The organism is Nocardiopsis lambiniae, assembly GCF_031845465.1.
Classification (GTDB): domain Bacteria; phylum Actinomycetota; class Actinomycetes; order Streptosporangiales; family Streptosporangiaceae; genus Nocardiopsis; species Nocardiopsis lambiniae.
Genome location: NZ_JAVREP010000007.1, coordinates 181,892 through 193,178 on the forward strand (window position 1 = coordinate 181,892; position 11,287 = coordinate 193,178).

Here is an 11,287-nt window from a genome sequence, read left to right on the forward strand (position 1 = left end):
GTCGTTCCGGGCGGGCACCATGGACGCATGAACGACGCGCTGTTCGGCACCCCGCCCGTGGAGATCGCCCCCGGAGCCGTCCACCTGCCCGGATGGCTGTCGGAGGAGCAGCAGATCGTCCTGGTCGAACGCTGTCGGGAGTGGGCGCGCGGCGGGATGCGCCACCACACCATGCCGCGCGGCGGCCGTATGTCCGTGGGGATGACCGCGCTGGGTCTGTACTGGCGCCCGTACGCCTACGAGCGCGTCCTGCCCGACGGCTCCCCGGTGCCGCCCTTCCCCGAGGAACTCGGCGATCTGGCCGTGCGTGCCGTCGAGGTCGCCTACGGCGCCCCGCCCGCTCCCGAGGCCGCCCCCTACGACGTCGCCCTGATCAACTTCTACGACGCCGGCGCCCACATGGGCATGCACCGGGATCGCGACGAGGTCGCCCGGGAACCGGTGGTCTCCCTCAGTCTCGGTGACACCTGCGTGTTCCGCTTCGGCAACACCGAGACCCGCACCCGGCCCCACACCGACGTGGAACTGCGCAGCGGCGACCTGTTCGTGTTCGGCGGGCCCTCCCGCCTGGCGTACCACGGGGTGCCCCGCACCCGCTCCGGAACCGCGCCGCCCGCCCTGGGCCTCGTCGGCCGGCTCAACATCACCCTGCGCGCCTCGGGCCTGCCCGCGGCCCCGTCCGCCCCCTGATCCCCGGGGCGGGCCGTCGGAGGGACACGTCCGCCGCCTCGCTCCCGCCCCGACCCCTCCGTGGCGCGCGGCCGAGCGAACACGCCCGCCGTGGGCGTGTCGGGACGTCCGCGCGTCCTCCCACCGGACAGGATCGTGCACGTCGACGCCACCGACGACGAAGGGGACCTCCGTGACCACCGGCGCACCCGACCCCCACGAGGAACCCGGCCACGCCGCCTCCTCGCCCGAGCGCACCATGGCCCTGGGGGGCTCGGCCGCGGTCGTGCCCGCCGACACCGGACCCGGACACATGTCGATCCGCCTCTACCGGGGCGGTCGGCCCGAGCGGGACGTCGACTCCCCCGTCGAGGCCCGCGACGCCATCGCCGCACACGACGGCCTCATGGCGTGGATCGCCCTGGAGAACCCCGACCGGTCGCGGCTCATGGACCTCGCCGGCGTCTTCCGACTGCCGCCCCTGGCGCTGGAGGACTCCATCGTCGCCCACCAGCGGCCCAAGGGCGAGCTGTACCACGACATCCTCTTCATGGTGTTGCGCCCGGCCGGGTACGACGAGGAACGGGAGGCGGTCCGGATCGGCGAGGTCCACCTCTTCGTGGGCCGGGACTTCGTCATCACCATCACCCACGACGACCGGCTCGACCTCGACGCCCTGCGCCGCGACCTGGAGGGGGAGCCCCGTCTGCTCGCCCACGGCCCCCTGGCGGTCCTCTACGTCACCCTCGACCGGGTCGTCGACGCCTACGCCCCCGCCATCGCGAGCCTGCGGGAGGACATCGACGAGGTCGAGACCCAGGTGTTCAGCGGTGACCCCGAGGCCTCGCGCCGCACCTACCGGCTGGCCCGCGAGGTCATCCTCCTGCAACGCGCCGTCGATCCGCTCGGCGCGCTCCTCGACGAGCTCATGACCTCGCTCGAACACCCGGACCCGGACCGCCCCGGCCACCTCCGTCCGCACGGTGACCGCCACGGGGGACCGACCCTGCTGCGCCACTACCTGCGCGACGTCGCCGACCACGCGACGGCGGTGCGCGAACGCGTCGACGGGTTCCGGCAGCTGTTGCAGAACATCATGTCGGTCAACAGCACGCTCATCGGCCAGTCGCAGAACGAGGCGATGAAGAAGGTGTCCTCCTGGGGCGGCATCCTGGTGGTGCCCACCCTCATCTCCTCGATCTACGGGATGAACATCGCCCCGAGACCCGGGTTCGGGTGGGCCTTCGGCTGGCCTTTCACCCTCGCCCTGATGGCGCTGTCCAGCGTCACCCTCTACCTGGTCTTCCGTCGCAACGGCTGGCTCTGACCACGGTGCCGCCCCGGTGCGCTACATCCGCCAGGGCAGGTTCCGCCACGGGCTCCGCGGATCGCCGACCAGTGCCTTGTGCGCCTCGACCGAGTCGGTGTAGTACGGCCCGAACGCACCGTCGTCGAAACCCATCGCCCGCCCCAGGGTGAACCCGGCCGACATCTCCTCCCACGAACCGTGGAAGCGCATCGACATCGCCCCGGCCCGGATGATGTGGTGACGCGCCATGTCCTCGCTCGCGTACCCGCCGTTGGCGCCCCACCGCGCCAGGTTCACCGCCCGCCCGAAGTCGTAGGCGCGCACGGTGCGCACCACGGCGCCCCGGGGCAGCACCCCGTCGGAGGTCATGCGCTCCTCGTACTCCCAGACCCGGGCGGCCTCGGTGACCATCTCGTCGTAGACCTCCCGGGCGGCGCCCCGGCTCTGGCACCAGTACCCGATGAGGTCGGGCCAGCCGCCGGCGTCGAAGGGGACGTCGGGCCGGGCGGTGATCGCCTGGACGCGCAACTCCAGCACGGTGGACAGGGCGGTGGGCGGGCGGACCTCCTCGGTCAGGGCCAGCAGGGCCCGCTCCCAGCCGGCGGTGTCGGTGATGCCCCAGGAGGCGCGCAACTTCTCGCGCTCGTCCTCGGCGTCGCAGCACGAGCACGACGAGTGCACCGCGTTCCACACCCCGCCGCCCGCCACCGGCATGTGGGCCCCGGTGGCGAAGGCGTGTGCCAGCGGCCCCTGGAACACCCCCTGGGGGTCGCTGAGCAGCCGCGGTCTCTTCGTGAACAGGCCCATGCCCGGTCCCTGCCTCCCGCCTCCTGGGGTCCATCGATCCAAGGGATGTTAGCGCGGGTCCAGCAACCCGGAGATCTCGTTCGCCGACCGTTGTGCGGTGGCGGGATGCTCCTCGGCGGCCTCCCGCCGCTTCCGCCACCGGTCCCCGGCCTGGTCGGCCTCCTTCTTCAACCGGTCGAACGCGTACTCCGACGCCTCCCGGGCCTGCCCGCGCTCCTTGGAGTCGAACACGTAGGCGCCTCCGGCGGCGATCGCCGAGGCCAGGCACAGGAACCACGCGAACCCGGACTGGGCCACCAGGCCCAGGACCGCGAGGAGGGCCGCCAGCGCCGCGAACCCCCAGAGGTAGGTGCGGCCCTTGCCCTCCGGCCGATGGCGGTCGGCGAGTCGGGTCCGGGCCTTGCGCAGTTCCTCGGAGGAGGGCCCGTGCCCGCCGACGGTGACGCGCAACCCGTGCAGGGTGACGAAGGTGTCCTCCGGAATCGGGGTGCGTGCCTGTTCGACCAGCTCCTCGACCGCCCTCATCACGGCCGGGCGTTGCAGGACCAGCGCGAACGTGCTGCGGTGCGGGGGCACCCCCTCGCGGCGCAGGTCCTCCTCCAGCAGTGAGGCGACGGTCCCGACCTCGTCGTCCCAGCCGAGGCTTCGGCCGCCCCCGCCGTTCTCGATGACCGCGCGCAGTTCGTTGGCGCGGGCGATGAGCGGGGCCTCCTCGGCGGTCCCCTCGCTCACCAGGGAGATCAGGGCCTCGGAGAGGAAGACGGCGCTGGTCTGGTCGGGGGCGAGCCCCTCGACCCGGGTGTCCTCACTGCCCAGGGCGGTGATGCGGGCGATGTTCTCGCGCAGCGCGGCGAGCCGTTCGACGGCCCGGGCGCGGTTTTCGATGGCCTCCTCGCCCTGTGCGTTGACGCCGCCGCGTTCGCGCGAGGAGGTGGACCGCGCGGTCCGGGCCGGACCGGACAGGTCGATCGAGGGGAGGGTCGTCTCCAGCCGGGACCAGTGCCGCAGGGTGGACAGCAGCAGGTGTTCGCGGGCGTCCTCGCCCAGGGAGCCGTCGGCGGTCAGCATCCACAGGGCGCGGCGTCCCCGGGTCATCCGCTCGTCGGGCGCGGGCAGGTGGGGGAGCAACTCCTCGGTCGTGCCCAGGGCCCGGGCGTACTCGGCGCTGGTGAGGGCGGTGGCCAGGACGGCGAAGGCGCCGGCCCGCTCCGGATCGCGTTCGGCCGCCTCTCGGAACCGCAGCCGGGCCGTGTCGGGGGAGCCGGTGAGCAGGGCGTGCAGGCCCCGGGCGGCGGGGACGAGCCAGTAGTCGGGGACGTCCTCCAGCTCCAGGGTGGCGGGGACCTCGCCGTCGATCATGCTCAGGGTGCGGTGCCGGGCCAGGGCGTTGGGGGCGAACACGGCCAGGGTGGCGCGTACGTCGCTGAGTTCGATGAAGGCGTCCAGGGTCGCCGAGACCCGGTTCAGCCGCTGTTCGAGGCCGCCGCGCAGCTGTGACAGTTCCGAGCGCATCCTCCTGCGTTCGGAGTAGAGCATCGATTGGGCCGTGCTGACGCCCTCTTCGAGTTCCCTGATGCGTCGGTTCTGCGAGTAGTCGATCCAGTCCACGATCCGATGAGTTCCTTCCAGGCGCCCGGGGCGGGTGATGCGCTGCCGCTTGGGACGGGAGAAAGGCCGCTCCGGGTTCCGAATTCCGGACGAACGTGAGCACACGGTGATCCGGGGGAGGGGATTCCTTGCGCAGAGTCGTGTATCCACTACCGAGGGGTGATTGGTCATATGAATCACGTGGCTTAACATTGGGAGCGCTCCCACCTTTTGGAAGGCCGACGATGGAACACCCCGCTCACCTCCCCGAACTGCCCGCCCACCTGCTCTTCGGCACCGCCACCGCCGCCTACCAGATCGAGGGCGGAGCGCACGAGGGAGGGCGCGGTCCCTCCATCTGGGACACCTACTGCCGTACCCCGGGCCGGGTCGTCCGCGGTGAGACCGGTGACATCGCCTGCGATCACTACCACCGCTACGGCGAGGACGTCGCCCTCCTCGCCGACCTGGGCGTGGACCTGTACCGCTTCTCCGTGGCCTGGCCCCGCGTCCAGCCCACCGGCACCGGTCGCCCCAACCCCGAGGGCATGGCCTTCTACGACCGACTCGTCGACACCGTCCTGGCCGCCGGTATCGAACCCGTCCTCACCCTCTACCACTGGGACCTGCCCCAGGCGCTGGAGGACACCGGAGGCTGGCGCGTCCGCGACACCGCCTACCGCTTCGCCGAGTACACCCGCATCGTCGCCGACCGGCTCGGGGACCGGGTCAGCCGGTGGATCACCCTCAACGAGCCCTTCTGCGTCGCCTTCGTCGGCCACGCCATCGGCCGCCACGCCCCCGGCACCCGCGAGGGGACCCCCGCCCTGGCCGCCGCCCACCACCTGCTCCTGGCCCACGGGATGGCCGTCGGAGAACTGCGCGCGGCTGCCGCCGGCGACGTCGGCATCACCCTCAACCCCGACCACCTCGTCCCCGCCACCGACTCCGCGGCCGACCGGGCCGCCGTCGAACGCGCCCGCACCCTGCACAACCGGGTCTGGCTCGATCCCCTCTTCGCCGGGGCCTATCTCGACAACGAGAAGGAGGTCTGGGGCGACCTCGTCGACCACGCCCACCGACGCGACGGCGACCTCGACATCATCGGCCAGCCCCTCGACTTCGTCGGCGTCAACTACTACCGGCCCATCATGTTGCGGGACGCCCCCCACACCGAGCCCGACCCGACCGCCCGCACCGCCGTGGACATCGGCACCGAACAGGTCGCCTACGAAGGGGTCCGGCACACCACCATGGGCTGGCCGGTCGTCCCGGAGACCTTCACCGAGATGCTCGTCGACCTCGACCGGCGCTACCCCGACCTGCCGCCCATCCTCATCACCGAGAACGGGTCGGCCGAGGACGACAGGCCCGACGACTCCGGGCGGGTCCACGACGCCGACCGCATCGCCTACTTGCGCGACCACCTGAACGCCCTGGCCGCCGCCATCGACGCGGGAGTGGACGTGCGCGGCTACTTCGTCTGGTCCCTGCTCGACAACTTCGAGTGGGCCTACGGCTACGACCGGCGCTTCGGCCTGGTCCGGGTGGACTACGAACGCCTGGCCCGCCACCCCAAGGACAGCTACCACTGGTACCGGGAACTCCTCACCACCCAACGGGCCCGCCGCACCACCGCCCGGTGAACCCGCCGTCCGTTCTCCGGCCCGGGGCCCGCCCACCCCTGGAGGTCCCCGCGAACCACGGCACGCCGTCGCCGTGGGCGGCGACGGCCGGGAGACGGAGCAAGGGGCGGGGCGCGGCACCGTGATCAGGGCGAGGGGCCGACGGGCCGCGCGACGCTGCCCTGCTCCGCACCGGCCCCGGGGGGGCCGCCGGATGCGAGTCCGGCCGCCCGTGAACGTCGGACCGACCCCGGGGAGCACCGGGTCCCCGACCGGGTCCGGCTCCCGGACACGGTCCCTCACGCCCCGGGCCGTCGTCGACGGCCGTTCGGGGCGCGGGCGGCCGGGGCGGGGGTGTCAGCCCCGACGGCGGGCGACGTCGCCGAAGGCGGCCACGACGGCTCCCAGGGCGAACATCGACGCCTCGTCCTCGTCCATGTGGACCAGGCCGGCGGGCAACAACACCCGGTAGGGCTTGTGCTCCTCGGCGGCCAGGATCTCCAGGCCGTCGATGATGCCCTGCCCCTTCAACATGAGAAGGGCCTCCTCGACCCTTCCCCTTCGGTCTCCACGAGACCAGATCGACATCGTTCAACCCTCACTACGGCCCGGGGCCGTCGCGGTCGAATGCGCACGGCGACGCGGTTCCCGTCCGGACGGGCCGACAACCCCAGTGATATCACCCGGGCACCGACCGTACACGCCGTGTCCGGGTTCTCCGGCGTGTCCGGATCCGGCCAAGGTGCGGGCTTTCGGGTCCGGGCGTCAGCCGGTGAGAGAGGTCATCTCGTCACCGCGGACGTCGACCGCGCTCACCGTCACCGGTGCGGCGGGCGGGCCGTCACCGCGTTCGGGACCGGCCACCGCCAGCACGGGGCCGTCGCCGTCCTCGTCGACGCCGCCCGACACCCGGATCCCGGCCACTTCGCGCGAGGCCGCGGCCAGGTAGTGCCATCCGCCGTCGGGATCCCGCCACCAGGTCCCCGCCACCACCTGCCGGTCCAGGTTGCTGCACTCCCAGCCTCCCGAGCGCTCCCCGGCGACGATCGTCTCGGTGCCCTCCCCGGTGGTCGCCACCAGCACCGCCCGTGCCAGTCCGCCCCCGTCGTGGGTGCCGTAGCGCAGACACACCCATCGGCCCGAACCCCCGCCGGGCAGTTCCTGCACGGCGAACTCCCACGCCGTCGCCGTGATCACCGCTTCGCGCGGCGGACCGCCCGCGCATGCCACCTCGCCCCACAGGGCGAAACCGTTCTCGGGGTCCAGCACCTCGTGCGGACCCAGTCTGCGGATCTCGGCGGGCGGCGGGGGCATGTACCCCAGGTGGGCGGTGGCCGAACCGCCCAGGTCCAACACCGTGTACGGCTGTCCGTGCGCCACGTCCGGGGCGCGCAGCCGCAGCACCGGGCCGGTCCCGCAGTGCCCGTCGGCGGGCAGGGGTTCGGTCACCCCGTGGTCGTCCCACCCCACCTCGACCCACCCGTCCTCCGGCGCGGCCAGGGAGGCTGTCGCCGCCTCGGTCACCCACGGCGGCAACAGGTAGCGCACCCCGTCGGCCGAGACGGACAGCCGTACCGCCGGCCAGTTCGCCACGCCGTTGACGGGTGCGGGGAACACCTCCAACTCGGTGTCGTCACCGTCGCGGATGTACCGGGCGGTCCAGGGGGTGTCGTGCAGCACCACCACGTCGCGCCCGTCCACCCGCCCGGAGAAGATCAACCGCGGATCACGCGGCGGGATCCCGCGGTCGCGCCAGGCGGCCAGGGCCGCGTCCACGAGTCCCTCGTCGGCCACGGCGTCGCCCCTGGCGTGCCAGGCGTTCAGGTCCAACCGGAAGTTCTCCCGCCAGACCTCCTCGGCGACGGTCGTCGCCCCCGGGGACCAAGGGGCGGGCCGGTCCGATCGCATCGCACTCGACTCCACGGTGGTCAGCCCCAGGGTGCCCACCGCCACGGCGAGCAGACCCGCCCCGACCACCGCCAGCGCGCTCCGGGTGGGAGGCGCGCCGCGTCCGCTGACCCGCACCACCGTGGGATCGGGCGGACGCGGGGCCTCGGGGACGGCGGTCGCGCGGTCGAGCGCGCCCTCGGGATCGGTCACACCGGCCGAACGCAGCAGCCCGGCGGCCTCCTCGGGGGACAGCGCCTCCACGCGCAGCAGCGCGTACCCGGCGCGCGCCGCCGGGTCCAGCCCGGCCAGGGGCTCCAGCGCCCGTTCGAGGTGGCCGGGGCCCTCCACGGGGGAGACCCGCAGCCCGGCGTGGCCGCGCGTGAGCGGTCGGCGCCCGCGCAACGCGCGCCGCAGCACTCGGCGGCGCACCCGCGGGTACTCGTGCGCGCGGGGGTTGCGCCGGCCCCAGGGCAGGGCCCCGGACACCAACCGGTGCGCCCATGGGAGGAGTTCGTGGGCGGGCGGACGACCGGAGAGCGTGAGGAGGGCCAGAAGGACCAGGTTGCGATAGGGATCACGGGGGAGGGTGTGCTCCGCCGGCTTGGACATCGATGCTCCTCGGGATGTTTCCGAGCGAGCCTAGGGAAAACGGGCCCTTCCCGCCCGGGGAACGCCGATACCCGTCACCTATGCCCGGAAAGTCGCAGGTGGTGCGCCCTCCCGTTATCCGGAGGCCATCGACGGGAGGGTGCCGTCGACGTCCGGGCGCCCGTCGGCGGGCCGGTATCCTGGCCCGGCCCGTACCCCCGCCCCACACGACCTGGAGCGTGACACATGGCCTCGACCTCCGACTACGCGGCGTCCTTCGGGTTCGTCGACGCCGACAGTGACGGGCTCATCTCCGCCCAGGAGTACGCCGACCTGATACACCGCATGGGAGACCCCTGCACCGAGGCACAGGCCCGGCAGGCGATCGAGGCCATGGACCAGGACGGCGACGGACTGATCACCCTGGAGGAGTTCGCGGCCTACATGTCCGACCAGGGGGAGTGAACCCGCGGCGTCCTGAAGGGGGAGCGCCCGGCCCTCGATGACGGCGGTCCCGTACGAGGGCTCACCCGCCGTGTGAACGGCGTCGGGTGCTCCGGTCCGGGATGCCCCGGCGCGTCGACGGCACCGTCCGAACGGCCGGTACCCGGACGTGCGCTGATCGGTGGGAGCGCGAGGTCGACCACCGAAACGTCGAGCACCTCCGCGAACGGCTCGCCGACCTGCTGCGCCGGGCCGGACGGGCCGGGAATCTCCTCATCAGCGCAGGTGGGAGGCGCCGTTCAGGTCCAGGACGGCGCCGGAGGACCACACGGCCCCGGGCGAGGCCAGGTGGTGCACCGCCGAGGCCACCTCCTCGGGCGTGGCCACGCGGCCGAACGGACTCTGGGCGAGGACCGCGTCGGAGAGGCGGTCGGCGACGCGCTCGGTGGCCACGAACCCGGGCGCCACCGAGGCGACCGCGATGCCGTGCGGGGCCAGCGCCACGGCCAACGACTGGCCGAGGGAGTGCAGGGCCGCCTTGGCCGCCCCGTAGGCCGGGTGGTCGGGCTCGCCCTTGTAGGCGCCGCGCGAGCCGATGTTGACGATGCGGCCCCGCACACCCCGGTCGATCATGTGCCGGGCCACGAGGTAGGAGACGTTCGCCGCGCCGAACACGTTGACGTCCATGGTCTCGCGCCAGGCCGCGCGCCACTCCTCGTAGGAGGTGTCGGCGAGGGGGTGCGCGACGTTGACGGCGGCGTTGTTCACCAGCACGTCCACCCCGCCCAGCCCGTCGACCGCCCGCTCGACCAGGGACGCCACCGCCTCCGGGTCGCGCAGATCGGCCCCGACGAGGACGTGCCCCTCACCCGGCAGCGCGGCCAGGGTGTCCTCCGCCTCCGCGCGGCGCGTGCCGTAGTGCACGGCGACCCGGTCCCCCGACGCGGCGAAGGCGGCGGCGACCGCCCGGCCGATGCCCCGGGAGGCACCGGTGACCAGCACGTTACGACTCATGAGGGGACCCTCCCACGGGTGCGGCGACCCTGGGAGGGTACCGAACGGGCCCCGGTCCGGTCACACGTCCCGGACGAAGCTCCCGCCCGCCGTGAGGTGGGCGACCCACTCCCGCACCAGAGCGTGCGCGTCGGCATCGGTCACCTTCAACACCTTGTCCCGGCGTCGGTCGCGCCACAGGTGCACCTCGACCCGGTCCTCCGGAAGGAACCGGTTCAGGAACCCGAAGGAGAACAACCGCCAAGTCCGACCATCGGTGACCGGCCGGATCCACAACGGTGAGGCCCTGCGCAGTTTCTCGTCCCCGGCGACGGCGTGCACCTCGAACTTCTTGTCGTACACCAGGGGCAGTCCCATCGCGGCCATGGGAAGTTCGTTCCCGGGACCGTGCACGACCTCCTCCCAGCCGAAGGTCTTGATGGGCGGCCGGTACTTGTTCTGGTCGCGGTGCTCGGTCTCGGCGCGGAAGTACCGCAGTTCCCGACCCGCCGCGGTCAGTGCCTCCTCCCACGACGTCCACGCGGGATCCCCGTGCATGCCGGCCAGGGTGTGCTCCTTGGACAGGACCGGATGATCGGGGGTCCGCTTCCACACATGGGCGCCCTTGAGCCCCAGTTCTCCGGCGATCCGCAGGAGGGCGGGCATCGCCGCCGCCGCGGGGCCGCTGGGCCACAGGCTCCGGGCGCTCGCGTAGTGCTCCAGCCCCGGGGTCTCCGGCGACGGCGGGCCGAACCCGGCCGCGGGGCCTTCGACGCCCACGATCCGTACGGAGCCGAACCCGCGCCGGGTCCTGGCCCCGATGCCCCCGTACGTGAGGCTCAGCCACAGGGCGGCCAGGGCACAGCGGTGGGCGTCCTCGTCGTCGCCCACCAGGCGCACCGAGAGCGCGAACTCCTCCCCGGCCGGAACGAACGCCCGGTTCAGCACCATCCTGCGCTTGTCCTTGGACCAGGACACCAGCCCGGGGCCCAGGAGGTAACCGATCCACTGTCCCGGTTGTTCGTGCCCCCACCGCCGTCCCGGTTCCGCCCGGCCGCGCCAGGACAGGAAGTCGGGATCCTCGTCGAGCGTCCGGGCCGGTTGGGCCCGGACGCGCAACCGGATCGGCGACGCGTTGCCGGTGGATCCGAGGACCCGATCCTCGATGGCCCGGAGCGCGGACAGATCGTCGCCCGCCAGGATCCCGGTCATGGCGCGCATCCAGAAGCGCATGCCGCCGCGCAGTGACGGCACCCGGATCTCCGCCCGTGCCGGGTCCCCGTCGGAGTTGAACACCGGGGTCATGGTCCGGAGCGTGAGTGTGCTCCACATGAGATCACCTCTCCTCGGCGCGCCGGTGGGCGTGTAGGTGGGG

The 11,287-nt window shown here is 73.0% G+C and carries 10 protein-coding genes; 4 read left to right on the forward strand and 6 right to left on the reverse strand.

What is annotated here, in order from left to right; translation table 11 throughout:
- The first annotated feature begins 27 nt into the window (after positions 1 to 27).
- Positions 28 to 690 carry an alpha-ketoglutarate-dependent dioxygenase AlkB family protein gene (locus RM479_RS13010; RefSeq protein WP_311511984.1) on the forward strand — a complete coding sequence of 221 codons (663 nt, stop codon included), beginning with the start codon at positions 28 to 30 and terminating at the stop codon, positions 688 to 690.
- A gap of 238 nt (positions 691 to 928) precedes the next feature.
- Entirely contained in the window at positions 929 to 1,996 is a 1,068-nt protein-coding gene (locus tag RM479_RS13015; protein ID WP_311512084.1) for a magnesium and cobalt transport protein CorA, read from the forward strand.
- Between the two features lie 21 nt (positions 1,997 to 2,017).
- Here RM479_RS13015 and RM479_RS13020 read toward each other — a convergent pair whose 3' ends face one another.
- Positions 2,018 to 2,785, reverse strand: coding sequence for a DUF1266 domain-containing protein (locus tag RM479_RS13020; RefSeq protein WP_311511985.1), 768 nt, complete (start codon positions 2,783 to 2,785; stop codon positions 2,018 to 2,020).
- A gap of 48 nt (positions 2,786 to 2,833) precedes the next feature.
- Complete coding sequence (locus RM479_RS13025) at positions 2,834 to 4,393, reverse strand: hypothetical protein (RefSeq protein ID WP_311511986.1); 1,560 nt, start codon at positions 4,391 to 4,393, stop codon at positions 2,834 to 2,836.
- A gap of 224 nt (positions 4,394 to 4,617) precedes the next feature.
- On the opposite strand from RM479_RS13025, the gene RM479_RS13030 reads away from it, so the two are divergent.
- The gene (locus tag RM479_RS13030) at positions 4,618 to 6,018 is read left to right on the forward strand and encodes a GH1 family beta-glucosidase (RefSeq protein WP_311511987.1); all 1,401 of its coding nucleotides are present in this window, start codon (positions 4,618 to 4,620) and stop codon (positions 6,016 to 6,018) included.
- Between the two features lie 336 nt (positions 6,019 to 6,354).
- Here RM479_RS13030 and RM479_RS13035 read toward each other — a convergent pair whose 3' ends face one another.
- Together RM479_RS13035 and RM479_RS13040 are read right to left on the reverse strand one after the other, a co-directional pair.
- Entirely contained in the window at positions 6,355 to 6,531 is a 177-nt protein-coding gene (locus RM479_RS13035) for a hypothetical protein (protein WP_274812741.1), read from the reverse strand.
- 231 nt (positions 6,532 to 6,762) lie between these two features.
- A complete protein-coding gene (locus RM479_RS13040) occupies positions 6,763 to 8,496 on the reverse strand; it encodes a hypothetical protein (RefSeq protein WP_311511988.1) in 1,734 nt (577 codons plus the stop codon).
- 225 nt (positions 8,497 to 8,721) lie between these two features.
- Between RM479_RS13040 and RM479_RS13045 the strand changes: the two genes are divergently transcribed.
- A complete protein-coding gene (locus tag RM479_RS13045; protein ID WP_311511989.1) occupies positions 8,722 to 8,940 on the forward strand; it encodes an EF-hand domain-containing protein in 219 nt (72 codons plus the stop codon).
- A gap of 255 nt (positions 8,941 to 9,195) precedes the next feature.
- Here RM479_RS13045 and RM479_RS13050 read toward each other — a convergent pair whose 3' ends face one another.
- Both RM479_RS13050 and cmr1 read right to left on the reverse strand, forming a co-directional pair.
- A complete protein-coding gene (locus tag RM479_RS13050; RefSeq protein ID WP_311511990.1) occupies positions 9,196 to 9,933 on the reverse strand; it encodes an SDR family NAD(P)-dependent oxidoreductase in 738 nt (245 codons plus the stop codon).
- A gap of 60 nt (positions 9,934 to 9,993) precedes the next feature.
- Positions 9,994 to 11,244 (reverse strand): type III-B CRISPR module RAMP protein Cmr1, encoded by a 1,251-nt coding sequence (gene cmr1, locus RM479_RS13055; protein ID WP_311511991.1) that lies wholly within the window; start codon positions 11,242 to 11,244, stop codon positions 9,994 to 9,996.
- Positions 11,245 to 11,287 lie beyond the last annotated feature (43 nt).